The sequence below is a fragment of the Sphingobium lactosutens DS20 genome, assembly GCF_000445105.1.
Taxonomy (GTDB): Bacteria; Pseudomonadota; Alphaproteobacteria; order Sphingomonadales; family Sphingomonadaceae; genus Sphingobium; species Sphingobium lactosutens.
Genome location: NZ_ATDP01000108.1, coordinates 115398 through 139865, shown reverse-complemented (window position 1 = coordinate 139865; position 24468 = coordinate 115398). Strand labels below are relative to the sequence as shown.

General features: G+C 63.7%; 22 protein-coding genes and 4 pseudogenes. 13 read left to right on the top strand and 13 right to left on the bottom strand.

The annotated features are described in order from the left end of the window. Nucleotides 1-63 precede the first annotated feature (63 nt). Both RLDS_RS52395 and RLDS_RS55645 read left to right on the top strand, forming a co-directional pair. A pseudogene (locus RLDS_RS52395) lies at nt 64-1240 on the top strand (IS3 family transposase). Nucleotides 1241-1246: 6 nt separating this feature from the next. Continuing rightward, nucleotides 1247-1821: pseudogene (locus RLDS_RS55645) on the top strand (IS5 family transposase); the annotation flags it as partial. Between the two features lie 192 nt (nt 1822-2013). Here RLDS_RS55645 and RLDS_RS52385 read toward each other — a convergent pair. Both RLDS_RS52385 and RLDS_RS52370 read right to left on the bottom strand, forming a co-directional pair. After that, the gene (locus tag RLDS_RS52385) at nt 2014-3144 is read right to left on the bottom strand and encodes an acyl-CoA dehydrogenase family protein (protein WP_021228469.1); all 1131 of its coding nucleotides are present in this window, start codon (nt 3142-3144) and stop codon (nt 2014-2016) included. A gap of 1072 nt (nt 3145-4216) precedes the next feature. After that, nucleotides 4217-5137, bottom strand: a complete 921-nt coding sequence (locus tag RLDS_RS52370) for an NmrA family NAD(P)-binding protein (RefSeq protein ID WP_021228466.1) — start codon at nt 5135-5137, stop codon at nt 4217-4219. 156 nt (nt 5138-5293) lie between these two features. Between RLDS_RS52370 and RLDS_RS57440 the strand changes: the two are divergent. Continuing rightward, a pseudogene (locus RLDS_RS57440) lies at nt 5294-5483 on the top strand (integrase core domain-containing protein); the annotation flags it as partial. Nucleotides 5484-5961: 478 nt separating this feature from the next. Here the strand turns inward: RLDS_RS57440 and RLDS_RS52365 are convergent. Next, on the bottom strand, nt 5962-6891 hold the full coding sequence (locus tag RLDS_RS52365) for a LysR family transcriptional regulator (RefSeq protein WP_031299139.1): 930 nt from the start codon (nt 6889-6891) through the stop codon (nt 5962-5964). A 136-nt stretch (nt 6892-7027) separates the two neighbouring features. Between RLDS_RS52365 and RLDS_RS52360 the strand changes: the two genes are divergently transcribed. The 5 genes from RLDS_RS52360 (at nt 7028) to RLDS_RS57255 (ending at nt 10040) form a co-directional block, all read left to right on the top strand. Continuing rightward, nucleotides 7028-7513, top strand: a complete 486-nt coding sequence (locus RLDS_RS52360; protein ID WP_021228464.1) for a (R)-mandelonitrile lyase — start codon at nt 7028-7030, stop codon at nt 7511-7513. Between the two features lie 4 nt (nt 7514-7517). Further along, entirely contained in the window at nt 7518-7775 is a 258-nt protein-coding gene (locus tag RLDS_RS52355; protein WP_021228463.1) for a tautomerase family protein, read from the top strand. Next, nucleotides 7772-8662, top strand: coding sequence for an aldo/keto reductase (locus RLDS_RS52350; protein ID WP_021228462.1), 891 nt, complete (start codon nt 7772-7774; stop codon nt 8660-8662). The genes RLDS_RS52355 and RLDS_RS52350 overlap by 4 nt, the downstream gene beginning before the upstream one ends. A 3-nt stretch (nt 8663-8665) precedes the next feature. Then, nucleotides 8666-9433, top strand: a complete 768-nt coding sequence (locus RLDS_RS52345; RefSeq protein ID WP_021228461.1) for an SDR family NAD(P)-dependent oxidoreductase — start codon at nt 8666-8668, stop codon at nt 9431-9433. 481 nt (nt 9434-9914) lie between these two features. Further along, entirely contained in the window at nt 9915-10040 is a 126-nt protein-coding gene (locus RLDS_RS57255; RefSeq protein ID WP_021228460.1) for a hypothetical protein, read from the top strand. 3 nt (nt 10041-10043) lie between these two features. Here RLDS_RS57255 and cueR read toward each other — a convergent pair whose 3' ends face one another. Further along, nucleotides 10044-10427, bottom strand: coding sequence for a Cu(I)-responsive transcriptional regulator (gene cueR / locus RLDS_RS52340; RefSeq protein ID WP_031299136.1), 384 nt, complete (start codon nt 10425-10427; stop codon nt 10044-10046). Further along, entirely contained in the window at nt 10424-12802 is a 2379-nt protein-coding gene (locus tag RLDS_RS52335; protein WP_084515009.1) for a heavy metal translocating P-type ATPase, read from the bottom strand. The genes cueR and RLDS_RS52335 overlap by 4 nt, the downstream gene beginning before the upstream one ends. A gap of 578 nt (nt 12803-13380) precedes the next feature. Between RLDS_RS52335 and RLDS_RS57250 the strand changes: the two genes are divergently transcribed. Then, nucleotides 13381-13509, top strand: coding sequence for a hypothetical protein (locus tag RLDS_RS57250; protein WP_021228457.1), 129 nt, complete (start codon nt 13381-13383; stop codon nt 13507-13509). Here the strand turns inward: RLDS_RS57250 and RLDS_RS52330 are convergent. The 7 genes and pseudogenes from RLDS_RS52330 to RLDS_RS52300 form a co-directional block, all read right to left on the bottom strand. After that, entirely contained in the window at nt 13506-14522 is a 1017-nt protein-coding gene (locus RLDS_RS52330) for an aldo/keto reductase (protein ID WP_021228456.1), read from the bottom strand. The genes RLDS_RS57250 and RLDS_RS52330 overlap by 4 nt on opposite strands. 87 nt (nt 14523-14609) lie before the next feature. Beyond that, nucleotides 14610-15551: a Gfo/Idh/MocA family oxidoreductase gene (locus RLDS_RS52325; protein WP_021228455.1), complete on the bottom strand. Its 942-nt coding sequence runs from the start codon at nt 15549-15551 to the stop codon at nt 14610-14612. Nucleotides 15552-15570: 19 nt separating this feature from the next. Next, a complete protein-coding gene (locus tag RLDS_RS52320) occupies nt 15571-16419 on the bottom strand; it encodes a class III extradiol dioxygenase subunit beta (RefSeq protein WP_021228454.1) in 849 nt (282 codons plus the stop codon). Continuing rightward, a complete protein-coding gene (ligA, locus tag RLDS_RS52315) occupies nt 16419-16823 on the bottom strand; it encodes a protocatechuate 4,5-dioxygenase subunit alpha (protein WP_021228453.1) in 405 nt (134 codons plus the stop codon). Before ligA ends, RLDS_RS52320 begins: the two co-directional genes overlap by 1 nt. Nucleotides 16824-16907: 84 nt before the next feature. Next, nucleotides 16908-17930, bottom strand: a complete 1023-nt coding sequence (locus RLDS_RS52310) for an amidohydrolase family protein (protein ID WP_021228452.1) — start codon at nt 17928-17930, stop codon at nt 16908-16910. Next, entirely contained in the window at nt 17927-18823 is an 897-nt protein-coding gene (locus RLDS_RS52305; protein WP_021228451.1) for an NAD(P)-dependent oxidoreductase, read from the bottom strand. The genes RLDS_RS52310 and RLDS_RS52305 overlap by 4 nt, the downstream gene beginning before the upstream one ends. A gap of 64 nt (nt 18824-18887) precedes the next feature. Further along, a pseudogene (locus RLDS_RS52300) lies at nt 18888-20037 on the bottom strand (LysR substrate-binding domain-containing protein). Nucleotides 20038-20142: 105 nt separating this feature from the next. On the opposite strand from RLDS_RS52300, the gene ligK reads away from it, so the two are divergent. Genes ligK through RLDS_RS52285 form a run of 3 tightly spaced genes read left to right on the top strand, consistent with a single transcriptional unit; the run spans nt 20143 to nt 22752 of the window. Further along, complete coding sequence (gene ligK / locus RLDS_RS52295; protein WP_021228450.1) at nt 20143-20817, top strand: 4-carboxy-4-hydroxy-2-oxoadipate aldolase/oxaloacetate decarboxylase; 675 nt, start codon at nt 20143-20145, stop codon at nt 20815-20817. Then, entirely contained in the window at nt 20810-21874 is a 1065-nt protein-coding gene (locus RLDS_RS52290; RefSeq protein ID WP_021228449.1) for a 4-oxalomesaconate tautomerase, read from the top strand. The genes ligK and RLDS_RS52290 overlap by 8 nt, the downstream gene beginning before the upstream one ends. Beyond that, a complete protein-coding gene (locus RLDS_RS52285) occupies nt 21871-22752 on the top strand; it encodes an amidohydrolase family protein (protein ID WP_021228448.1) in 882 nt (293 codons plus the stop codon). Before RLDS_RS52290 ends, RLDS_RS52285 begins: the two co-directional genes overlap by 4 nt. A gap of 110 nt (nt 22753-22862) precedes the next feature. On the opposite strand, the gene RLDS_RS52280 is transcribed toward RLDS_RS52285, so the two are convergent. Then, nucleotides 22863-23777 (bottom strand): formylglycine-generating enzyme family protein, encoded by a 915-nt coding sequence (locus RLDS_RS52280; protein ID WP_031299132.1) that lies wholly within the window; start codon nt 23775-23777, stop codon nt 22863-22865. A gap of 154 nt (nt 23778-23931) precedes the next feature. Here RLDS_RS52280 and RLDS_RS55625 point away from each other — a divergent pair, with 154 nt between their 5' ends. Further along, nucleotides 23932-24045, top strand: a complete 114-nt coding sequence (locus RLDS_RS55625) for a LysR family transcriptional regulator (RefSeq protein ID WP_021228446.1) — start codon at nt 23932-23934, stop codon at nt 24043-24045. Nucleotides 24046-24468 lie beyond the last annotated feature (423 nt).

Sequence of the window (24468 nt, the reverse complement as noted above, 5' to 3'; positions counted from 1 at the left end):
TGATCTGCCCCCCGCTGAGTGGCCCAGAGACTATGATAGTCTGGACCGCGAAAGGGACATTGAATGCCGAGCAAGAAGCACAAGCCGGAAGAGATCATCGGCAAGCTGCGTGAAATTGAGATCGTGCTGGCGCAGGGGGCTTCGACCGCCGAAGCCTGCCGTCGGATCGGGGTCAGTGAGCAGACCTATTATCGCTGGCGCAAGGAATATGGCGGGCTGAAGACCGACCAGGCACGGCGGATGAAGGATCTGGAGAAGGAAAACCAACGGCTGCGCCGGGCGATCTCGGACCTGACGCTGGACAAGCTGATATTGCAGGAAGCTGCACGGGGAAACTTCTGAGCCCCGCGCGGCGACGGCGCTGCATCGATCATATACGACGGGATCTGCCAGTCCGGCTATCCGAGCGACGGATATGCCGGGTTCTAGGGCAGCATCGATCGACACAGCGTAAAGTGCCGCGTGGGGCGGATGACGAACAGGCGCTGACGGAGGACATCATCGCCTTGGCAAAGCAATATGGTCGTTACGGCTACCGCCGGGTCACGGCGTTGCTGTGCCATGCGGGGTGGACGGTGAACCATAAACGGGTCGAGCGGATATGGCGGCGCGAAGGGCTCAAGGTGCCGCAGCGCCAGCCCAAACGCGGGCGTCTATGGCTCAACGACGGATCATGCATCCGCCTGCGGCCTGAGTATCCTGGGCATGTGTGGGCCTATGACTTCGTCGAGGGGCGCACGCATGACGGCCGCAAGTTCCGCATCCTGACGATCATCGACGAGGCCAGCAGGGAATGTCTGGCGCTTATCGTTGCGCGACAGCTCAAACATGAGGATGTGCTGGCGGCCTTGGCGGACCTGTTCATCTCGCGCGGCCCGCCTGCACATATACGGTCAGATAATGGCGCCGAATTTATCGCCAATGCCGTCCAGCAATGGCTGCGGCAGATCGGCGTGAAGACGCTCTACATCGCGCCGGGATCGCCATGGGAGAATGGCTATAATGAAAGCTTCAATGGGTCGCTGCGCGACGAACTGCTCAATGGTGAAATCTTCTACAGCCTCGCCGAGGCCAGGGTGCTGATCGAAGCCTGGCGGCGGCATTACAACACCGTCCGCCCGCACAGCAGTCTTGGCTATCGGCCACCGGCACCAGAAACGGCGACACCGCCATATCGGCCTCCGGTTCCGCTTCGCTCCACCTCCGTCCGGATATGGCGGCGATGAGCTTAATGCACTAACAAACCAATCGGTCCACTCGGTGGGGGCAGATCAATCGGCTGATGGATGCCATCAGCGCCGCGCATGACGGTGCCATCCAGATGATCGACAGTACTTCCATCCGGGCGCACCAGCAGGCTGCGACGGGAAAAAGGGGGGTACAGATCACTGTCTCGGTCGATCACGCGGCGGGCTCACGACCAAGATCCACGTTGTCGTCGACGCGCAGGGCCTCCCGATCCGGCTCGGCCTGACCGCAGGGCAAGCGCACGACGGCCAGATCGCTGACAGGCTGCTCGACCACCTTGGCTCGCGCACCATCGTGCTGGCGGACAAGGCCTATGACGCCGACCGCCTCCGCGAGTTTATCCAGGACCAGGGCGCCACGCCCAACATCCCGCCGAAGAGCAACCGCAAATGGAAGCCGTGCTTCAGCAAGCGCCTCTACCGCGAGCGCAACCTCATCGAGCGGTTCTTCTCCAAGCTGAAGCACTTCCGCCGCGTCGCCACCCGCTACGACAAACTCGCAGCCAACTTCCTCGCCATGGTCCAGCTCGCCTCAATGCGGCTGTGGCTCCGCGCTTATGAGTCTACGGCCTAGATCGAGGATCGTAACTTTTGCACTATTTCACGCGAGCATTCGCGACCGCTGCGGTACTATCGATGTTCACTGCTTCATTCCTTTCATACCGAACGACCGACACTCCGGAATCAACGCCTGCGGTGCGATCTCGCACATCAGAACCCAACGCGTGTAGAACCTAGCGGTGATTCAATCGCTATACATTGCTAACTACAAGCTGCGCGCGATCAGCTCCTTCATGATTTCGTTGGTGCCGGCATAAATCTTCTGTACGCGGGCGTCGGCCCAGGCGTGAGCTATGGGATATTCGGTCATGTAACCGTAGCCGCCGAAGAGTTGCAGGCATTCGTCAATGACTTCGCACTGTTTTTGTGTGGTCCACCATTTGGCGATGGCGCCGTCCGTTGACGAAAATTCGCCGTTTGCATGATCGTCAATGCACTTGTCGAGATAAATGCGCGCTACGGTCGTATGGGACTTTGCCTCAGCAAGCTTGAACCGCGTGTTCTGGAAATCGAACACTGCCTGTCCGAAGGCGCGACGTTCCTTTGTATAGGCGATAGTGAGATCGACGGCAGCCTCCATGGCCCCTACTGCCTGAACGGCCATCAAGAGGCGCTCCTGCGGCAGTTGCTGCATCATGTGCGGAAGGCCGCGGCCCCGCTCACCCAGCAAATTGCTGGCAGGAACGCGACAATCGTCAAAAAACAGTTCGGCCGTATCGCTCGCTTTGAACCCAATTTTCTCGAGATTACGACCTCGCCGGAAACCCTCCAGTCCTTCGGTCTCTACGACGATAAGCGAGAGACCGCTACGGGTTGCCGGCGGCTCGGTTTGGCACGCGACGATGATGATATCGGCGAGATGGCCATTGGTGATGAAGGTCTTGGCGCCGTTTATTACCCACTCGTCGCCATACAGTTTCGCGGAGGTGCGGATCCCCCGGAGGTCCGATCCTCCTTCCGGTTCGGTCATAGCCATGGCACCAACCTTTTCGCCAGCGGCCATCGCTGGCAGCCAACGATCCTTCTGTGCGTCGGTGCCATAATGGGCGATATATGGGGCAACAATGCCGCTGTGGATCGGCACGCCGAAGTCGGGAAAACCGGCACGAGCCAGTTCCTCGATAAACACAACCTCGTGCCGGATATCGCCGCCAGCGCCCCAAGGTTCTGGAATCCCGCACAGGAGAAGGCCCGCCTCCCCTGCCTTCCTCCAGAGGTCGCGATCGACGCAACGCTGTTCGCGAAAGCGGGAGAGGTGGGGCACCACCTCCGACTCAATGAAGCGGTTGGCGCTGCGGCGGAAGATCGCAAGCTCCTCAGAAATTTCACTAGTCATCGAGATTTTCCTCTCTCGCTCACGCGATCGCACCCGTGGGGAGCCAAATACGAAGAAGTGAAGCGCACTCTGCAGCGTTACTGAAAGCGTTGACCTGGTATCAAGGTCGCCGTCTCAAGGCGCATCATCTGGCGTGTGAGCGCGACCGAAACTGCCGAACGGTTCTTGATCATACGACATGCGCCCTTCGACCTGGTGGCAACTCCGCAATCATAAGCGTCCGGCAGCATGTCTACCCAATCTGCCCGCGGCGAGATCAAAATGGAGCCACGGCCTAGCCCAGCAACCAGCCTGAAAAAGACGGTGACCATGATTATCCCTCCGCAGCACCACCTGTCGATCGGCGCGTCTTTCCCGCTACGAAGATCGTATACTTCGATATCGAAGTCATTGCAAGGATGAGGGTCTACTGCCGCTCCCTGTCATTTCCTCGCGCGCTGGTTTTGGTGCGACACCGTTGTGTGCGGCCGCAGCATTTTCTGTGAGCAGTTCGACGCCGGCGTCCTGGCCCGATATGGCCGGCGCACTCAGCGGCTTGAGACAATTGTCCACCACCTCGGGCTGGCGCTTGGTGGCAGGCTTGGAGCCGAATTGCCAATCGCCTGATGATGCCCGTGAGCAAGGACACCCTGCTGCGGGTGATACTGCGGCGTGCTGTCGATCGGCATGACGAGTTCCATGTCATCGGCATTGATGACTTCGCTTTTCGGCGAGGCCAGACATATGGTACGATTGTTTGCGACCTCGAGCGCCGGAAGCCGGTCACGTTGTTGCCGGATCACCTTGGTCGAACGGCCAGACTGAAGGGCAGATCACGCGCCTCAAGCTGATCAAGCGACAGATGTATGGGCGCGCGAAGCCTGGCCTGCTGCAGGCACGCGTGATCGGCGCATGAGCATCGCCATCAGCAAATGTGAGTCAGAGCCAGATCCGCGTGGATTGCCGCGCTGCCATTGCCAGTTTCGCCGGCAGAGGAGTTCCCGCGTCCCAGCGCCCCGAAGCAGCGGACTGGACGTCGGCGCGCTTGCCTGGCGCTCGTCACGCGGCCGCTCATGTCCCGCGTAATTTTCTCTCAAAGCCCTTCCTGACGGATATAATCCCGGACGGTCTGGGGCTTGATCCACGGATAGCGGTCGTTCGCGATCGCGTGGAGCTTGCCCTTTCCCGACAGCATGCCGCGCCAGTACATCAACGGCAGCCAACCGTACACGTTCTGCGGTTCGGCCTGCCTGCGCTGCTCGATCTCGCGATCGAGATCGGCAAGGCTTCCCTTCTTCACGACACTGATGGACTTGCCCGAGGCCTCTTCATAGGCCCTCACCAGTTCGTGAAATGTCAGCGTATCGCCGGCGGCCTCGAACACACTGGGAACCTGTCCCTCGTCGAGCGCCACCTCGGCCGTGAACCGCGCGGTGTCCTCGTAGGTCGTGAAGTCCATCGCGGTCTGGCCGTCTCCCCAAAGGAAAGCCTGTCCCGCGTCGAGGTCGAATGCCCCGAGGAAGCCGAACAGGACGCGCCGATCGAGAAACGCGCCGATATTGATGTGAACGACCTCGACCGCGCCGCGAGCTTTTTCCGCCTCACGGGCGAAGGCGCGGCGGTCGTCGGTGTTGATATTCTCGCCGTCGTCGAGGCCGAAGATGTTGTAGGAGAAGCTGGATGGGATGAAGCGACGGACCTTTGCCCGGCTGGCCGCATCGAGCAGCCGCAACTGGTCACCGACGATCACGTCAGGACCGCCCTGAATGGCGGAAACCACCGAGAACGCGCCGTTCAGCGCCGTCGAGAGCTTTTCGCCTTGCGTCTCGTCATCGAGATCGATCTCCACGATCTCGACGCCCATCTCCCGCAGAGCCGCCAGCTTTCCGGCGCTCGCCGGACGTACCAGAGCCCGCAGCCGCATCTCCGGCTTGTCCAGCAAAGCTCGAGCGATGAGCGAGCCCAGATTGCCCGTTGCGCCTGCCAGGACGACGATCTTGTTCTTTTCGGTCATGACAATCCTTCTGCTCAAAGCGGCCTATCCGGCCGCATCAACCGAGTGCTTAGTATTCATCTGACAGTTATCACGCTGCAGCACTACGAGCGTAACCGACACATGTCGGATTTACCAGCCCCGGCTACACGGGACGCGCTGACTAAGCCAGCCAGTCTCGATGGTGAGATCTTTTACAGCATCGCCCAGGCCAAGGTGCCGATCGAGGCATGGCGGCGGCATTACAACACCGTCCGCCTTCACAGCAGCAGTCTGGGCCCCCGACCACCGGCACCGGAAACGGCGACACCGCCCATATCCAGCCTCCGGCTCCGCTTTGCTCCACCTCCATCCGGATATGGTGGCGACGGGGACCCATGCGGTGGGGGCAGGTCAGGGTCTTTCCCCGGATCATGATTCTTTTCTCCTCTCTCGCGGAAGCGGCCATGATCGCATAGGCAGCGGCACGGCTGCACCATGCCTAATTTGCGCCCTTCTACTCTCTGGATATACTTTGACGCGCTCCTCCCGCTGGAGGCACGGGAGTGGATCAAAGGACAAGCCTGCACCTGCGATGCCAGTCGCGCGCCTTCACCACCTCCGTGTCCGGAAGCCGCAAGCATCGCATGGGAGCGACAGCGGGCGGATAGAAAATATGCTCTCGAACAAGAATGCGGGCGTCAATCGACCAGCATCTGCTACTCAAATCGGTTGCAGGCACACGAAAACACGCACCCTCAATCGGCCACCACTATTCTCGACATCGCTTTCATTGCCTTTGGGGATGATTGTTCACCGCTTTTGCTCCGGCGGTCCCGCAAGCGGACCAGTCTCTCGAACGTAGATCAAAGTTGAGAGTCCGATGCCTGCCAGCGGTCGAGCGGGGCAACCTCCCGTATCAGTTCAATGAGCAAGCGCAGCCCGGTGGGGAGTTGCCTGCGGCCGGAATAATAGAGGTGGAAGCCGGGTCCCATTGAAACCCAGTCACCAAGCACGAGTGCGAGCGTGCCGCTTGCGAGGTGAGGACGCAAGACCGGCTCGGCGCCATAGATGATACCGACCCCTTTGCGGCCGAAGCCGACAGCGGCATGACTGTTGTCGACTATGACGGACCCTGGCGCGTCCACCGCCACGGCTTCGGCGCCCCGCTCGAATTCCCAGTGATACAGTTGATCGTTGCCCAACCGGATACGCACGCAGCGGTGCTGCCGCAGATCGTCAGGCTTTGACGGCACGCCGTGTTGCTCCAGATAGCCCGGTGACGCGGCCGCGATCCAGGGAATATCGGGCGATAGCCGCTGCGCGATCATGTCCTCCGGGACCGTGCCGCCGTAGCGTATTCCCGCATCGAAGCCGCTCGCGATCACGTCCACCATGCGGTTGCTGACGCTGATGTCGACCACGACCTCCGGATAACGCTCGACGAAAAGGGGCATGACCGGCTCGAGCAGCAGCGCGGCGTCCTCGAGGACGTTGATCCTTATCCTTCCTGTCGGGGCGTCCCGGTAGCGATTCAGGTTCTCCGCCGCGTCTCCGATGCTTTCCAGCGGCCCTTCGATGGCTGCGCGCAGATCCTCTCCGGCAGCGGTGAGCGTCACGCTGCGCGTGGTCCGGTTCAACAATCGTACCCCGCGCCGTGCTTCGAGCCCCGCTATAGCGTGGCTCAGCGCCGAGGTCGTAACCCCCATCTCCGAAGCGGCGCGACGAAAGCTTCCGTGCCTCGCGATGGCCAGAAAGTAGAGGAAGTCGGCGAGATCGGCCCGGCTCAGTCGCATGTGATCCTTTACCATGGCGTTGAGCACAATTCATCAGTTCATTGCGCGAAAGGGAGCTAATCCGTGCTGCCGCAATCGCTAAGTTGGGATCGGAAGAACTGACTCTAAAGCGAACCAGCAAGGGAAAGGCGAGGACATGCTGAACGTTCTGATCCCGATTGCCACTCTCGCGGCGCTCCCCGCCGCCGTCTCAGCACAGGAAGGAAGAACCATGGACATCACGCGCAAGGCAGACTTGAAGACCGTCGACGGGCCAGAGGAGTATTTTACGGGCAAGGCCACGATCACGGGCCAGTTCGAACGCGAGGCCCCATCGCGCGTGACGGGCGCGATCGTCCATTTCGAGCCCGGCGCCCGGACCGCCTGGCACACCCATCCCGCGGGCCAGACGCTGATCGTCACCGAGGGGGTGGGCTGGACGCAGGTGGAGGGCGGACCCAAGCTCGAGTTCCACGCCGGCGACATCCTGTGGTGCCCGTCCGAGCACAAGCACTGGCATGGCGCGACCCCGCAGGAGGGCATGACCCACATCGCGATCCAGGAGGCGATCGACGGCAACAACGTCACGTGGATGGAGAAGGTGACGGACGAGCAGTATAACGCCCCGCTCGGCAAGGAATGATCCCGTGCCGCACGTGATCGTGAAGCTCTGGCCCGGCAAGTCTGAGGCTCAGAAGCGGGCGCTCTCGGACGCCATCGTCCGCGATGTGACCGCAATCCTCCACTATGGCGACGAGTCCGTCTCGGTCGGCTTCGAGGAAGTCGCAGCGGGCGACTGGCAGAGCCGCGTTTATGGACCCGACATCGAGGGCTGCTGGGACACGCTCACCAAGCGGCCGGGCTATGGCCCCCGCGCCGCCAGCCAAGGAAAGGCATCATCATGATCCTGAACGAGACCACGACCCTGTCGAACGGGGTCGCCATCCCGAAGCTCGGCTTCGGCACCTGGATGATCCCGAATGACGACGCCGCCCGCGCCGTGCGCGACGCGATCGGCATCGGCTACCGCAACATCGATACCGCGCAGGCCTATGAGAATGAGCGCGGCGTGGGCGAGGGCCTGCGGGCGAGCGGCCTCGCGCGCGACCAGATCTTCGTCACCACCAAGCTCGTCGCGGAGAGCAAGAGCTACGCCGATGCGAAGGAGCGGATCGACGGTTCGCTGAAGGCGCTGGGCCTCGATCACATCGACCTCATGCTCATCCACAGCCCGCAGCCCTGGGCCGAGTTCCGCGAGGGCGATCGCTACCTCGAGGGCAATCTCGAAGCGTGGCGCGCGCTCGAAGAGGCGTACCAGGCCGGCAGGCTGCGCGCGATCGGCGTGTCCAACTTCGAGCGCGCCGATCTCGACAATCTGATCGAGAACGGCAGCGTCGCGCCGATGGTCGACCAGGTGCTGGCGCATGTCGGCAACACGCCGTTCGACCTGATCGGCTATGCGCAGTCGAAGAGCATCGCCGTCCAGGCCTACTCGCCGGTGGCCCATGGCGCGGTGCTGAAGGACAGGCGCCTTGGAGAGATAGCGGGCCGCTATGGAGTCAGCGTGCCGCAACTCTGCATCCGCTACTGCCTCCAGCTCGACCTGCTGCCGCTGCCCAAGACGGTCAACCCGGCACATATGCGCGACAACGCCGCGGTCGATTTCACCATCTCCGATGAAGACATGGCGCTGCTGCGAAGCGCCCAGGACAGCACCGACTATGGCGAGGCGAGCAGGTTCCCGGTGTTCGGCAAAAAGCGGCAGGTCGAGCCGGCCGCTCGCGAAGGCTGAGCCATGAACCCGGTCTATGATTATGCCGACCAGGTCGCGTTCGTCACCGGTGCTGGCTCGGGCATGGGGCTCGCGACCGCTCGGGCCTTCGCCGCCGCCGGCGCGGCGGTGGCGCTTGTCGATGCCAATGGCGCCGCCGTCGCCGATGCGCTCGCCTCGCTGGACGAGCGGGGCGCGCGGGCGATCGCCGTCACCTGCGACGTGTCCGACGAGGCGCAGGTCAAGGCGGCAGTGGAGCGCACTGTCGCCGAGTTCGGACGCCTCGACATGGCGTTCAACAATGCCGGCATCCAGAGCGACGCGACCGACCTCGCCGACGTACCGATGGCCGATTACGATCGCATGCTCGCCATCAACCTGCGCGGCGTCTTCGCCTGCATGAAGCACCAGCTCGCGCAGATGAAAGCGCAAGGCTCGGGCGCGATCGTCAACTGCTCGTCGCTCGGGGGCTTCGTCGGCGTGCCAGGCCGCGCGGCCTATCATGCCGCCAAGCACGGCATCCACGGCGCCACCAAGAGCGCCGCGCTGGAATATGCGCCTCACGGCATCCGCATCAACGTGGTCGCGCCCGGCATCATCGACACCCCGATGGTGGCCGACATGAAGAAGGCCGAGGCCGGCGTCATCGAGGACATGATGCGCGACGTGCCGATCAGGCGGCTCGGCCAGGCGGAGGAAGTCGCCGCCGCCGTCCTCTGGCTGTGCAGCCCGGGCGCGAGCTTCGTCGTCGGTCACGCGCTGGCGGTCGACGGTGGCTACGTCGCGCGCTGATCGGCACCGCCTTTACAAGAGCAGGAGCAGCACCATGGAGTATAGGCATCTCGGGCGCACCGGCCTCCGGATCAGCCCCATCATCAAACGCCCAATCGGGGGACCATTCGCGCCATAGCGTGCGGCCGAGATCGGCGCGGTTGTTCTCCAGGCAGGATCGCCCGCGCTCCGTCTGGAAGAGGTGCTGATACCAGCACACGCGTTCGAGCGAGACGACGAGAGGAGACCTCTGCTGCTCCACGTCGATCACGTCATAGCCGGCATAGGAGATCAGCCCGCCGACCTCCTCGGGCCAGAGGGCGGCGGCCACGCAGCACGCGTTGCCGCCCCAATCGAAGCCCCCCAGAATCGGCCCGGTCAGTCCAAGAGCGGTTGAAAACTGGATCAGATCGAGCGCGCGCGCAGCTTGCTGCCCGTTTCGCCTCACCCACGCCGCCACCGGCATCCTGATTGGTGGACTTGTGACGGCCCCGTTCGGCGCATGGGTGACACGGCGCAGTCGCCCAAGCTGCTGCTGCAACTTGTTGGCATCCTGCTGGTCACCACGAGTATCTGGAGCCTGGCGTCACTGATGTTCGATCCGCTGCCTGTCTTCCCGCGTATCTGAGGGTCAGACCGCCAGATGATCGAGGATCGGACACTCCGGGCGCGCGTCGCCGTGGCAGTGCTCCGCCAGTTGCAGCAGTGTAGCGCGCATCGCTACCAACATCGCCGCCTTTCGGCCGAGTTCATCCGCCCGCGCGAGCGCCAGCGCTTTCACCTCGGCGCTCGATCGCTTGCGATCGGCCCAGAGGTGGAGCAGCGCGCGGATCTCCTCGATCGGAAAGCCAAGATCGCGGGCATTGGCGATGAACTTGAGGCGGTGGACGTCGGCATCCGCATAGTCGCGATAGTTTCCTCGGCGCGCCGGCGGCGGAATCAGTTCGATCGCCTCATAGTGGCGGATCATGCGCTGCGAGACGCCGCTCGCCTTGGACGCTCCCCCGATATTCACAGCTTCACCCGATTGAGCCGAAGGGCATTGATGACCACGCTGACGGACGACAGTGCCATTGCAGCCGCCGCGATCATTGGCGAGAGCAGCACACCGAACAGGGGATAGAGCGCGCCCGCCGCGACGGGCACGCCGAGCGCGTTGTAGACGAAAGCGAAAAACAGGTTCTGGCGGATGTTCGCCATGGTCGCCTGGCTCAGACGTCGGGCGCGAACGATCCCGGTGAGATCGCCCTTGAGCAGTGTGACGCCCGCGCTCTCGATCGCCACGTCGGTGCCAGAGCCCATGGCGATCCCGACATCGGCGGCGGCCAGCGCGGGTGCATCGTTGACCCCATCGCCTGCCATCGCGACGATGCGGCCGTCGCGCTTGAGCCGGGCCACGACCGCGCTCTTCTGGTCGGGGAGGACGTCTGCCTCGACCTTTGCGATGCCGAGGCTGCGGGCAACGGCTTGTGCCGTGGTGCGATTGTCACCGGTGAGCATGACGACCTCGATACCCTCGTCCCGGAGCGCAGCGAGCGCCTCCGCGGTCGTCGGCTTCACGCGATCCGCGATGGCGATCACGCCTGCGGCACACCCGTCTATGGCGACATAGATGGCGGTGGCTCCATCCCCGCGCAGAAGGTCCGCTTCCGCCTCGAGATCGGTGGTCTCGATACCGGCCTCGGCGAGGAAGGCTGCATTTCCGAGCAGGATCCGTTTGCCCTCCACCGTTCCGGTCGCGCCTTTCCCGATCGGGGAGTCGAAATCGACAACCGGCGGGATGCTCACCCCCTGTTCTTCCGCTTCCGCGACGATCGCCAGGGCAAGCGGATGCTCGGACGCGCGCTCGACCGCGGCCGCGAGCCGCAACAACTCGGCTTCTTCATAGCCTTCGTTTGCCACAATGCGGGTGACGGCGGGCCGCCCCTCTGTCAGTGTGCCCGTTTTGTCGACCACGAGCGTGTCGATCTTCTCCATCAGTTCGAGTGCTTCGGCATTCTTGATGAGCACACCCTGCCCCGCTCCCCGGCCGATGCTGACCATGATCGACATCGGTGTCGCCAGGCCGAGTGCGCACGGGCAAGCGATGATCAGCACCGCGACAGCAGCCACCAGTCCGTGGGCCAACCGTGGTTCGGGTCCCCAAATTCCCCAGGCGGCAAAGGCCAGTGCGGCAACGACCAGGACCGCAGGCACGAACCAGCCCGCGACCTGATCGGCCATGCGCTGGATCGGCGCACGTGAGCGCTGTGCGTCGGCGACCATCTGGACGATCCGGGCGAGCATCGTGTCGCGTCCCACCTTCTCTGCGCGGATGATGAGAGCGCCAGTCTGGTTGAGCGTGCCGCCGATGACATGATCGCCCACAGCCTTGGTGACCGGCATGGATTCACCCGTCACCATCGCCTCATCGAGCGAGGAGCGGCCCTCCTCGACTTCGCCATCGACGGGCACTTTCTCTCCCGGACGCACGCGCAGCCGGTCGCCCACGACGATGGCCTCGATCGCCACTTCCTCCTCACTACCGTCGGCCAGCATTCGCCGGCCGGTGCGAGGTGCGAGGCCGAGCAGCGCCTTGATCGCGCCCGATGTGCGTTCGCGCGCGCGCAGTTCCAGCACCTGACCGAGCAGCACCAGAACGGTGATGACCGCTGCCGCCTCGAAATACACGGCCACGGTGCCATCGGCTGCGTGGAACGCGGCGGGAAAGAGCCCTGGAGCGAAGGTCGCGTTCACGCTGTAAGCCCAGGCGACGCCGGTCCCCATGGCGATCAGCGTGAACATATTGAGGTTGCGCGAACGGAGCGATGCCCAGCCGCGGGCGAAGAATGGCGCGCCGGCCCAGAGCACGACGGGTGTCGCCAGTAGCAGTTGCACCCAGACGGAAATCCGCATCGGCACCAGATGATGTAGCGCCGGGAACAGGTGAGACCCCATTTCAAGGACGAAGACCGGCAAGGCCAGGACGAGCGCGATCCAGAAGCGCCGCGTCATGTCGGTCAGTTCGGCGCTCGGACCGCTGGCCACCTCCGCGATCGCAGGTTCCAGCGCCATGCCGCAGATCGGGCAGGCGCCGGGATGATCCTGGCGTACCTCGGGGTGCATCGGGCAGGTCCAGACCGACCCGGGTGCGGCTTGAGGTTGCTTCAGGTCCTGGTCGCCCAGGTAGCGTGTCGGGTCGGCGGTAAACTTTGTGCGGCAGCCCCCACTGCAGAAATAATAGGTCTGTCCCGTATGCTCGGTGTGGTACGCCGTGGCGGCCGGGTCGACCCGCATTCCGCAAACCGGATCAAGCACAACACCCAGCTTCTCTTCCCCGCGCTCGTGCGGAGGCTTGTGACAGCATGCATGCGGGTGAGAATGAGCGTCGTTGTGGTTCGGTTCGGACATGAGTCAGTCTCCTGCGCCCATCAAGATAGGGTCTGACAACATGTCAGGGTCAAGGGCCGGATGAGAATCGACCGCGCTTTCTCGAAGGCGCCTGCGGTTCAGCCGACGCGCCGATCATGGCGACAAGCGTCTCTTCCGCGCGTTCGCGTCTCTGCCGACCGGTGGAGGAAAGAGCTTCGTGTTGTGCGGAACCAACCGCATGCACGGTTTCGGGCATCTTCTGCTCCGCCTCAATCGCACACTTTCCCCTGCACTTCCACAGCGCAGCCGCGTTCTTCGTCACGCATCTCGCCCCCGGCGGCAAGGCAGGCGCCGCAAGCTGTTGCGTGATCGTCGGGACGCAGGTGCTCAGCTCGCCCTGACGCCAGGCCCGCCAGCCTGATCGATGTTTTGGCGCGCCCTGCGCTCGATCATGCCATTTTCCTCATGCCACTGTTCGTTTTTGCCGCCTCAGCGATACCACGCCGCCGTCTAGCCGAAGAGTGCCTTCCTGCTGTTGCCGACATTGCGGTGCAGGCTCGGCTGCAGTGCCGTGAAAGAAAGCGCCCCCTTGTCGCGGCTTGCTTCACGGCTGCGGCATGCAGCAGTTCCCAAGCCAGCAGGTCGGCGTCGACACCATCGGCTCGGCAGGCCACAACGAGTATACCGCGTTACCGCGTGCGGCGTTCTTTCAGTTGCCGCAGCTTGTCAACGAGAGCTTCATCTAAGTATCCAGCTCCTCGTCCAACCAGATTTCCGTATCGATCTGCGCTTGGGCAGCGCGCGAGTAGCGAGCACCAGCGGCCGCCCGGGACGTGAATACATAGTCGATCATAGCGAATACCGCGTCGGGAAGGTCGAGCGAGAGCGTCGCCAGATTTTCCTCCAGATGAGCGGTGTTCGTGGTTCCTGGAATGGGCACGATGAACGGCCTCCGGGACAGCAGCCACGCCAGACACAACTGTGCCGGCGTGCATCCCGCCTCCCGCGCAATGGTCTGCAACTGTCCGAACAGGGCGAGGTTGTAGCTGAAATTCGGTTCCCTAAAACGCGGCATCGATGCCCGGATGTCGCCCGGCGCAAAGTTGGGCGAATTTACGGCACCAGCGAACAGCCCGCGCGCCAGCGGCGAGAAGGCGACGAAGCCGATGCCGTGTTCGGTGCAGCAGTCTAGTACCGCAATCTCCGCATTGCGCGACCAGGGTGAATATTCCGTCTGCACCGCTGCGATCGGGTGAACGGCATGGGCGCGCTCAATGGTCGCTGCCGACATCTCGGACAGACCGATGGCACCGATCTTACCCGCCTCGACAGCGCGGACGAGTGCACCGACCGATTCCTCGATCGGCAAGCTCCTGTCGAGTCGGTGCAGATAATAGAGGTCGATATGATCGGTCCGAAGCCGCCGTAAGGAATCCTCGAGCATCCGGGCAATAGCCCGGGGTGAGCCGTCCAGCCCGCGCTTGCCGTCGATCTCGCCGAGTACGCATTTGCTGGCCAGCACGAAATCCCCGCGCCGGTCCATGATCGCGCGCGCGAGCAGTTCCTCGTTCGCGCCGAAACCGTAAAGCGCGGCGGTGTCGAAGAATGTCACGCCCATGTCGAGCGCATGGCGCAGCAGTCGCTCCGCCTGCGCTGGCCCGGGCGCGGGCATATAGGCGTGGCTAAGGTTCATGCAGCCAAGGCCGATGGCCGAGACAGTAAGCGGGCCGACGGTGCGAGTAGGAAGGCGATTGCTCATGGGTAGCCACTGTTCCTTTGTCATGGCATGCCGATAGCGACGGGCGCGTATCGCAAATCACGCGACAACGCGCTCCATCGCTCGTGATCAGCGACCCAGTTGCGTTTCCAGTTCGCCCAGCACGCGATAGCAGTCGAACACCTTGGCGACCGAGCTGTTGGGCTCCCGGCCCTCGCGGATCGCGCTGATGAATTCGCGGTCCTGCAATTCGATGCCATTGTTGGAGATGGCGACCCCGGCCAGGTCGATCGGCTCTTCCTTGCCGTTCACCAGATCGTCGTAGCGGGCGATATAGGTGTCGGTGTCGCCGATATAGCGGAAGAAGGTGCCGAGCGGCCCGTCATTGTTGAAACTCAGCGACAGGGTGCAGATGGCGCCGGTCTCGCTCTTGAGCTGGATCGACATGTCCATGGCGATGCCGAGCTCCGGATGAATCGGCCCCTGCATCGCATGGGCGGCGACGATCTTGCCCGCCTGATAGGCGAACAGGTCGACCGTGTGCGCGGCATGGTGCCACAGAAGATGGTCGGTCCACGACCGCGGCTCGCCCCTGGCATTGATGTTCTTGCGGCGGAAGAAATAGGTCTGCACGTCCATCTGCTGGACGTTGAATTCGCCTGCCTGGATGCGGTTGTGGACGAACTGGTGCGACGGGTTGAAACGGCGGGTATGGCCGACCATGCAGACAAGGCCGGTTTCCTTCTGCTTGGCGAGCACCGCCTGCGCATCGGCCCAGCTGTCGGCGAGCGGGATTTCCACCTCGACATGCTTGTCCGCATTCATGCAGGCGATCGCCTGCTCCGCGTGCATCTGGGTCGGCGTACACAGGATCACCGCATCGACATCGTCCCGCGCCAGCGTCTCGTTGAGGTCGGTCGTCACATGGCCGATGCCATATTTCCCGGCGACCTTCTTCGTCGCCTCCAGTTCGCGGCCGATAATCGAGGTGACGGTGACGCCGTCGATATTCTTGAGGCCATCAAGATGCTTTTCGCCAAAGGCGCCGGCACCGGCGAGGGCAATACGCATGATATTCTCCCAGGAAAGGTTAGCGGGCGGGTTCGAGCACCAGGTGCCCGACCGCGGTGTTGGAAGCGGGAACATGATAATGGCGGTGCAGCGGCCGGACCTTGTCGCCCAGCGCGCCGCGCATGATCAGCCACATGACCATCTCGATCCCTTCGGACCCGGTCTCGCGCAGATATTCGATATGCTCGATCGCGCGCAGCGCCTCGCCATCGTCGCTCTGGCTCATCAGGTCGAGGAAGCGGTTATCCCACTCGGCATTGATGAGACCGGCGCGCGGCCCCTGAAGCTGGTGGCTCATACCGCCCGTGCCCCAGATCTGGACGTTGAGATCCTCGGGGAAGCTCTCGACCGCGCGGGCGATCGCCTCGCCCAGCCGCCAGCAGCGATTGCCCGACGGCGGCGGATAGGTCACGACATTGACCGCGACCGGGATCACCCGGCACGGCCAGGCGTCGGGCTGGCCGAACATCAGGCTCAACGGCACGGTCAGGCCATGGTCGACATCCATCTCGTTGATGATGGTCATGTCGAATTCGTCCAGGATCAGGCTCTGGGCGATGTGCCAGGCGAGATCCGGCTCACCGATCACGTCGGGCACCGGGCGCGGCCCCCAGCCCTCGTCCGCCGGCTTGTAGCGTTCGCCACAGCCGATCGCGAAGGTCGGGATGATCTTCATGTCGAAGGCGGAGGCATGGTCATTATAGACCAGGATCACGACATCGGGCTTTTCCTGCGCGATCCATTGCCGCGACCAGTCATAGCCGGCGAACAGCGGCTGCCAGTAGGGCTCGGCGGTCTTCTTGAGGTCCATGGCAGCGCCGATGGCGGGCACATGGCTGGTGGCGACGCCGGCAGTGATGCGGGCCATCAGCGTTTCTCCTTGATGGAGCGGACACCCTCGGGCGAGCGGCCGCCGGCGATCATCATCGCCTGATAATCTTCCGGGCTCATCCCGGTCATGGTGCCGACCGCCTGCAGGAAGCTGAGGCCGTCGGTCGAGAAGACCTTGGCGAGGAAATAGATGTTCCCGCCGAGATCCAGGCAGCGATTATAATCGCGGTCGAGGATCGCCTGTTTCTGCGCCTCGGTCATCGGCCATTCGTCGATATAGGCGCGCTCGCCGGCCAGCCAGCGGACGCGGTTCTCCGCCTTCATCAGGCTCATCGCGAACTGGTTCATCCAATAGCCCTGGCGCGCCCGCGCCGCCGTATAGACGCGGGTGCCGGGGATATCGTCGAACTCGGCGAGATATTCGTGGATATCGATGCTCATCTCATCCTCTCTTGGCGTCCATCCCCCGGCCCTTCCTTCCAACAAAAGACCGGGGGATGAACGCGCCCCTCCGCGGGGACTGGGTTACAGGCCGCGCGCCTTCAATTGCGCGTCGAGCCGGGGGAATACCCGGCGGGCATTGCCCTCGAAGATCGCGGCACGCTCGGCATCGCTGATGTCCAGCGCGTCGACATAGCGCCTGGTATCGTCGAAATAATGGCCGGTGGTGGGATCGATGCCGCGCACCGCGCCGACCATTTCCGACCCGAACAGGATATTCTTGTTGTCGATCACATCGGCCAGCAGGTCGACGCCGGGCTGGTGATAGACGCAGGTGTCGAAGAAGATGTTGTTCATCAGATGGATCGACAGGTCGGGCTTCTTCAGCATGTCGGCCAGGCCCCGGTAACGCCCCCAATGATAGGGCACGGCGCCGCCGCCATGCGGGATGATGAACTTGAGGGTCGGGAAGTCCTTGAACAGGTCGCCTTCCAGCAACTGCATGAAGGCGATGGTGTCGGCGGCGATATAATAGCCGCCGGTCGCGTGCATCGCCGGGTTGCAGCTGCCCGACACATGGATCATCGCCGGCACGTCCAGCTCGACCATCTTCTCGTAGAAGGGATACCAGTAACGATCGGTCAGCGGCGGGTGCTGGAAATGGCCGCCGCCCGGATCGGGATTGAGGTTGCAGCCGATGAAGCCCATGTCGACGCAGCGTTCCAGCTCGGCAATGCTGTTTGCCATATCCGCCTTGGGCGACTGGGGCAGCATGCACACGCCGACGAAGGTTTCGGGGAAGAGGCCGACGACGCGCGCGATCAGATCGTTGCAGCGCATCGCCCACTCCTTCGCCACCGCCGCGTCGCCGACATGGGGCGCCATGGCCGAAGCGCGCGGCGAAAAGATGGTGAGGTCGGCGCCACGTTCCTTGATTAGGCGCAACTGGTTCGCCTCGATCGTCTCGCGGATTTCGGCGTCGCTGATGTCGGGATAGGCGGGGACAGGCACGCCCGCCTTGAACGCCGCCTTCTGCTCCTCGCGCCAGGCGTCATGCCCCTTGGGCAGCACGGTATAATGGCCGTGGCAGTCGATAATCATGGTCATGCCGCGTCGGCCTTTCCTGTCTGTTCTGCTTTTGCTTGGGTGATGCTGTCGATCTTGGCGCCCAGCCCTTCGGGTGGCGCCTTGAGGCCGAGCGTGCCGATCGCCTGCTGGCGCTCGACCGTGCCGCGCGTCATCGCGGAGCCGGTGCCCAGGCCATCGAGCGTCTTGACGACCTCCTCCATCTCGGCCGCGCGGCGCAGCCCGTGGACCATCATGCGGTCGAGATTATAGTCGGCGCGAATATCCCAGGGACCCGGCTTCTCGCTGGCGTCGAGCGATTCGATCACCTCGTCCAGCACGCCCGCCGCATCGGCCGCCAGCATGCATTCGGCGGTCAGCGCCTCCAGCCCCTTGACCATGACCGATCGGATCATCTTGATCGCCGATGCCCGGCCGACGGCTTCGCCGACGACGCGGATACTGGTGAAACCCAGCCGGGCCAGCCCCGCCCGCGCCGCATCGGCATGGGCACCGCTGACGAGCAGCGGTACGTTCAGCCGGGCCGGATCGACCGGCGCCATGACGGCGACATCGACATAATGGCCACCGGCCGCCTCGATCACGCGGGCGGCCGCCTGCTTGGTCTGCGGCGCGACGCTGTTGAAATCGCAATAGAGGGTGCCGGAGGCGATATGGGCGGCGGCAGCCTGCGCCACCGCCAGCGCCTGGTCGGCGGTGACGAGCGACAGGATGAAGGTGACGGGCGCGACGGCATCGGCCAGCGTCGGCACGGCCTGGACGCCGGCCCTGGCACAGCGCGCCAGCATCGCATCGCGGGTGGTGCCGACATCCGTCTGGATATCATAGACGCGGGCCGCGTCCATCCAGTCCCCCGCCATCGCAAAGGTGGACCCCGCCTCGCCAAATCCGATCAGACCGATTTCCTGCTCCATGGCGGCAGGGATGACGGATCATGGCAGATGCCGCCAATCGAATCCGCTGGGTTAGTATAAGATTTTACGAATTCATATGCGCCGCCGCCTGATCGATCGCGGCCATGAACTGCTGCTGCAACCGGGTCGGGCGCCAGTCGGCCCGCGTGGTGAGGCCGATGGTCCGGCTGATCGCACCCGGGGCCGGACCGATATCGATCAGCAGACCCACCTCCAGCTCCAGCGCCAGTTGATCGTGCGACAGCAAGGTCAGATAATCGCCGCCGACCAGCAATTGCCGGATCGTCATCACCGATCCGCATTGGACCGGCACCGCCGGCAGATCACCGCCCAGCGCCGCGAACATCGCCTGCCACAACTGGCGCAGGGGCGTGCCTTCCGGGGGCAGGATCCAGGGATAACGGCGCAGCGCATCGGCGTCCCAGCCCGCCGCCAGCGTATGGCCGTGACGCGCCAAGATGGTCGGTCGATCCTCGAACAATGGCCGTTGCGTCAGGTCCAGCGCCATGGCGGGATCGCGCAGCGCGCCGACCATCATGTCGATTTCGCCATCGCGCAGCGGGCTGACCAGTTCGGCATGGGATCCTTCATGCACGCTGATGTCGACCAGCGGGAAATCGGCGCGAAAGCGGGCGATCGCATCGGGGATCAGGCGCGCGCGACAGCCGCATGGCGCCGACCAGGATGCGCCCGCCCTCCTGCCCACACAGGTCGGCCAGATCCTCCAGCCCCTGCCGCAATTCCGCCAGCGCCAGCCGCAGCCGCTGCGCCAGCACCGTCCCGGCCCTGGTCAGCATCACGCCGCGCCCGCGCCGGTCGACCAGCCTTTGGCCCAGCGCCAGCCCCAGATCCCCCACCGCCCGGTGCAGCGAGGGTTCGGCCACGCCGGTCGCCACCGCCGCCGCGGCATAGCTGCCGCCGCGCGCCAGGGCGACGAAGGCACGGACCTGCGCCGCCGTCACCCGGTTGCTGCCGATCAGGCGCAGTGCTGCATCGATCCGGGGCTTCAGCCGCTCCGCCGGCTCCAGCGCGACCATGCCGCCGGGCTGGCGCGCGAACAGCGGCAGGCCCAGTTGCGCCTCCAGCTTGGCGATCCCCTGGGTGACCGCCGGCTGGGTCAGGTTCACCGCGCGCGCCGCCAGGCTGACGCTGCCAAGCTCCACCACAGCCGCCATCGCGGCCAGATGACGGATATTGAACTGGTCGGGTTTCATATCCAACACTTAGCAAAAATTTATGCACTGGTTCCAGTTCGGATTTGAGCATCGCGCTGCACCTGTCCACATCGCTGTCAACATGATGGATTAGGAGAAGGCTTGATGTCCGGCATTGTCGTCCAGAATATCGAACGGGCGGATCTCGCCGTCATCGATGGCCTCGCCAGGGCGGGCGTCGCCACCGTCCATGAAGCCCAGGGCCGCAAGGGCCTGCTCGCCCCCTATATGCGCCCCATCTATCCGGGCGCCCGCATCGCCGGCAGCGCGGTAACGATCTCCGCCCCGCCGGGCGACAACTGGATGGTCCATGTCGCGATCGAGCAGCTGAAAGAAGGCGACATATTGCTGCTCGCCCCGACCAGCCCGTGCACCGACGGCTATTTCGGCGACCTTCTGGCCACCTCCGCCCAGGCACGGGGTTGTCGCGGCCTCATCATCGACGCGGGCGTGCGCGACGTGCGCGACCTTAGCCAAATGAACTTCCCGGTCTGGTCCAAGGCGGTCCATGCCCAGGGCACGATCAAGGGCACGCCGGGGTCGGTCAACATCCCGGTCGTGTGCGCCAATGCGCTGGTCAATCCGGGCGACGTGATCATCGCCGACGATGATGGCGTGTGCATCGTGCCGCGCGCCGATGCCGCCGCCGTGCTGGAAAAGGCGCAGGCCCGCGAGGCCGCCGAGGAAGCCAAGCGCGTCCGCCTGGCGGCCGGCGAACTCGGCCTCGACATCTACAATATGCGCCCGCGCCTTCAGGAAATGGGCCTCAAATATGTCTGACGGCCAGACCAGCGCCCGCGTCATGTGGATGCGCGGTGGCACGTCCAGGGGCGGCTATTTCCTTTCGGAAGATCTGCCCGCCGACAGCGCCGCGCGCGATGCCTTCCTGCTGCGGGTCATGGGATCGCCCGATCCGCGCCAGATCGATGGCATGGGCGGCGCCGATCCGCTGACCAGCAAGGTGGCGGTGGTGAAGAAATCCGATCGGGAGGGCGTCGACGTCGACTATCTCTTCCTCCAGGTCTTCGTCGATCAGGCGATTGTCAGTGATGCGCAGAATTGTGGCAATATCCTGGCCGGAATCGGCCCCTTCGCGATCGAGCGTGGCCTCGTCGCCGCGCAGGACGGCGAGACCCGCGTCGCCATCTTCATGGAAAATACCGGACAGATCGCGATCGCCACGGTGCAGACGCCCGGCGGCAAAGTCCGCTATGAGGGCGAAGCGAAGATCGACGGCGTGCCCGGCAGCGCCGCGCCGATCCCGCTGGAGTTTCGTGACACCGCCGGCTCTTCCTGCGGCGCGCTGCTGCCGACCGGCAACGCCTTTGACGAGGTGGAGGGCGTGCGCGTCACCCTGATCGACAATGGCATGCCCTGCGTCGTGATGAAGGCGCAGGATGTCGGCATCACCGGCTATGAGGACCGCGACACGCTGGACAAGGACTTGGCGCTCAAAGCCCGGATCGAGGCGATCCGCCTCGCCGTCGGCGAACGGATGAACCTGGGCGACGTGCGCGAAAAATCGGTGCCCAAGATGATGCTGGTCGCCCCGCCGCGCGATGGCGGCACGGTCACGGTGCGCAGCTTCATCCCGCATCGCGCCCATGCCTCGATCGGCGTACTGGGCGCGGTCAGCGTCGCCACCGCCTGCCTGATCGACGGATCGCCCGCGGCCGAAGTCGCGTCGATCCCCGACGGCCATCGCAAGACGCTGTCGGTCGAGCATCCCACCGGCGAGACGACCTGCGTCATGGAACTGGACGAGAGCGGCACGGTCACCAGCGCCGCCATGCTGCGCACCGCGCGCAAGTTGATGGATGGAGAGGTTTTCGCATGACAGACCGGATTATCAGCTGGCACGGCAATCCCTCCAGGCCGCGCTACAGACCCCCGGCCGGCGCGATCGACGCCCATTGCCATGTGTTCGGCCCGATGGCGGAGTTTCCGTTCAGCGCGAAGGCGAAATATCTGCCAGAAGATGCCGGCCCGGACATGCTGTTCGCGCTGCGCGATCATCTGGGTTTCGCCCGCAATGTCATCGTCCAGGCAAGCTGCCACGGCACCGACAATGCCGCCACGCTGGACGCGATCGCCAAGTCCAATGGCAAGGCGCGCGGCGTCGCCGTGGTCAATCCGTCCATTTCGGAGGCCGATCTCGCCGCTTTGCATGAGGGCGGGATGCGCGGCATCCGCTTCAATTTCCTGAAGCGACTGGTCGATGACGCGCCCAAGGACAAGTTCCTGGACGTCGCCAAGCGCCTGCCCAAGGGCTGGCATGTCGTCATCTATTTCGAGGCGGACATATTGGAGGAACTGCGCCCCTTCATGGACGCGATTCCGGTGCCGCTGGTGATCGACCATATGGGCCGCCCGGACGTGACGCAGGGGCCGGACGGCGCCGACATGAAAGCGTTCCGCGCCTTCCTCGAAAGCCGCGACGATATCTGGTTCAAGGCGACATGCCCGGATCGTCTGGACCCGACAGGTGATCCGTGGAACGCCTTTGCCGATGCCGTCGCGCCGCTGGTCGCCGACTATCAGGATCGCGTCCTGTGGGGCACCGACTGGCCGCACCCGAACATGCAGGATGCGGTCCCCGACGACGGCCATCTGGTCGACATGATCCCGCGCATCGCCCCGACGGTGGAATTGCAACGCAAGCTGCTGATCGACAATCCGATGCGGCTCTACTGGCCCGAGGAAGTCGGCAGCTGATAGGGACTGCACGTAAAAACACACTCAGCACGACGATATCGTCAAAGATTTGCCAGGTCAGTACGGAGCACAAGCGAATTTGCGTCGCGAGATTTGAGTCTAGCCCGGCTTTACCGCCGAACGATGCAACGGAAACCGATGTGGGAGGTCGAGGTGTCGATAGCTTGCGGCCAACGCGCTGCCGGCCTGTAGCGGCGGCAATAGCTGGCGGCGCAAAGGTGCGATCCGCCCTTTAGAACCCGCCGCGGCACGGCGATGGCTGCATCGCGATCGACACTTTTTTGCATCGCGTCCTGCTCTCGCCCAACGCTGCCGCAGCACGAGGATCCATCGACACGAGCGTGCGAATACCAGTCCGCCGTCCATTCCCAGACGTTGCCGATCATATCATACAGGCCGTAACCGTTTTCCGGATAGCTGCGCACGGGGACGGTGCGTTCGAGGCCCGGCGGTGCGCGATTTTCGTTGGGAAAGTCACCTTCCCAATATTTGGCCAGCCGTCGGCCGTCGGGCTCCAGTTCATCTCCCCAGGCAAATTTCGCGCCGTCCAGGCCGCCGCGCGCGGCATATTCCCACTCCGCTTCGGTGAGCAGGGACTTGCCCGACCAACTGGCGTAGGCCTCCGCGTCTTCGGCGACCACATGTACGACCGGATGATCCTCCCTGGCCTCGATACCGCTGCCCGGCCCCAACGGATGACGCCAGCTGGCTCCCGGCACGAACTGCCACCAGGCCGGGACGGTGTCTGCGGAAAACGACAGGCGGGCCAGTCCTTGTGGCGGATCAAAGACGGACGATCCGGGTACAAGCATCTCGGGGGAATAGCCCGCATAGTCCTGCGGCGAGAGGAAGCGTTCGGCAAAGGTGACGTAGCCAGTTGCGTCGACGAAGTGCGCGAACTGGGCGTTGGTGGCCGGTGTCTCGTCCATCCAGAAGTCGCCGACGGAGACCACGCGTACCGGCTCCTCTTCCGGATAGAATTCTTCCGATCCCATGCAGAAGCTGTCGCCGCGGATCAGGCGCATGCCGTTCAGTTTCCCAGTGCGCTTTTTGAGCATCTTCAGTTTCATGGACAGGCCCTCCTCAGTCGCTCTGGCAAAATCCGGTGGAGCTGGGTGGTGTCAGCATGCGAAGCGCGGGATAGATGCAAGTTGGCTGGCGCGATGATAGATCGCGCGCATGGATATCGATCTCACGCGTCTACGGCACATTCTTGCTATCGCCAAAAACCGCAGCTTTTCCAAGGCCGCCGAGGAACTGCACATCACACAGCCTGCGCTGAACCGTAGATGACGGCAAATTGATTGCGCGCGTTCTGTGGGCCTTGGCGCGCGGTGTCGCGATATCATCTACCAGGAGTGCTTCAACGTTTAACGAACCTGATGTCACGGATTTCGTCCTCGATGCGCTGCGAGTAAAGCTGCCCATGAATAACAAATAGTCTTGCGGTGCCGGCATGATCGGCAACTCATTCTATGCCAGATATTGCCTGAACCGTATGCCTCATTTGCTCACCGCCAAACTGTATCGAAGCGGCACGGTCAGGCGATCAGTTCGATCGTTCGCGATTACCTCTTCGCTGCCAAATCCTTTTGGACCGTCGAAACCGCATCCATCGGTTCCCGATACGCCGGGCGATGAGCCCGCTGTCGGGCTGCGCGGTACCAATGCCGCGGCAAACAAGGGGGTTCCTCGCTACGAGTCGCAATGATGACT

What these genes read in the sequence shown, in the direction of transcription:
- RLDS_RS52360 (WP_021228464.1), top strand. Translation starts at nt 7,028, where the DNA reads ATGCTGAACGTTCTGATCCCGATTGCCACTCTCGCGGCGCTCCCCGCC.
- RLDS_RS57250 (WP_021228457.1), top strand. Translation starts at nt 13,381, where the DNA reads ATGCAGCAGTTCCCAAGCCAGCAGGTCGGCGTCGACACCATCGGCTCG.
- ligK (WP_021228450.1), top strand. Translation starts at nt 20,143, where the DNA reads ATGTCCGGCATTGTCGTCCAGAATATCGAACGGGCGGATCTCGCCGTC.
- RLDS_RS52305 (WP_021228451.1), bottom strand. Translation starts at nt 18,823, where the DNA reads ATGGAGCAGGAAATCGGTCTGATCGGATTTGGCGAGGCGGGGTCCACC.
- RLDS_RS52370 (WP_021228466.1), bottom strand. Translation starts at nt 5,137, where the DNA reads ATGACCGAAAAGAACAAGATCGTCGTCCTGGCAGGCGCAACGGGCAAT.
- RLDS_RS52385 (WP_021228469.1), bottom strand. Translation starts at nt 3,144, where the DNA reads ATGACTAGTGAAATTTCTGAGGAGCTTGCGATCTTCCGCCGCAGCGCC.
- RLDS_RS52365 (WP_031299139.1), bottom strand. Translation starts at nt 6,891, where the DNA reads ATGCGACTGAGCCGGGCCGATCTCGCCGACTTCCTCTACTTTCTGGCC.
- RLDS_RS52325 (WP_021228455.1), bottom strand. Translation starts at nt 15,551, where the DNA reads ATGCGTATTGCCCTCGCCGGTGCCGGCGCCTTTGGCGAAAAGCATCTT.
- ligA (WP_021228453.1), bottom strand. Translation starts at nt 16,823, where the DNA reads ATGAGCATCGATATCCACGAATATCTCGCCGAGTTCGACGATATCCCC.
- RLDS_RS52345 (WP_021228461.1), top strand. Translation starts at nt 8,666, where the DNA reads ATGAACCCGGTCTATGATTATGCCGACCAGGTCGCGTTCGTCACCGGT.
- RLDS_RS52285 (WP_021228448.1), top strand. Translation starts at nt 21,871, where the DNA reads ATGACAGACCGGATTATCAGCTGGCACGGCAATCCCTCCAGGCCGCGC.
- RLDS_RS52335 (WP_084515009.1), bottom strand. Translation starts at nt 12,802, where the DNA reads ATGTCCGAACCGAACCACAACGACGCTCATTCTCACCCGCATGCATGC.
- RLDS_RS52320 (WP_021228454.1), bottom strand. Translation starts at nt 16,419, where the DNA reads ATGGCCCGCATCACTGCCGGCGTCGCCACCAGCCATGTGCCCGCCATC.
- RLDS_RS52330 (WP_021228456.1), bottom strand. Translation starts at nt 14,522, where the DNA reads ATGAGCAATCGCCTTCCTACTCGCACCGTCGGCCCGCTTACTGTCTCG.
- RLDS_RS52310 (WP_021228452.1), bottom strand. Translation starts at nt 17,930, where the DNA reads ATGACCATGATTATCGACTGCCACGGCCATTATACCGTGCTGCCCAAG.
- RLDS_RS52290 (WP_021228449.1), top strand. Translation starts at nt 20,810, where the DNA reads ATGTCTGACGGCCAGACCAGCGCCCGCGTCATGTGGATGCGCGGTGGC.
- RLDS_RS52280 (WP_031299132.1), bottom strand. Translation starts at nt 23,777, where the DNA reads ATGCGCCTGATCCGCGGCGACAGCTTCTGCATGGGATCGGAAGAATTC.
- RLDS_RS52350 (WP_021228462.1), top strand. Translation starts at nt 7,772, where the DNA reads ATGATCCTGAACGAGACCACGACCCTGTCGAACGGGGTCGCCATCCCG.
- RLDS_RS57255 (WP_021228460.1), top strand. Translation starts at nt 9,915, where the DNA reads ATGGGTGACACGGCGCAGTCGCCCAAGCTGCTGCTGCAACTTGTTGGC.
- RLDS_RS55625 (WP_021228446.1), top strand. Translation starts at nt 23,932, where the DNA reads ATGGATATCGATCTCACGCGTCTACGGCACATTCTTGCTATCGCCAAA.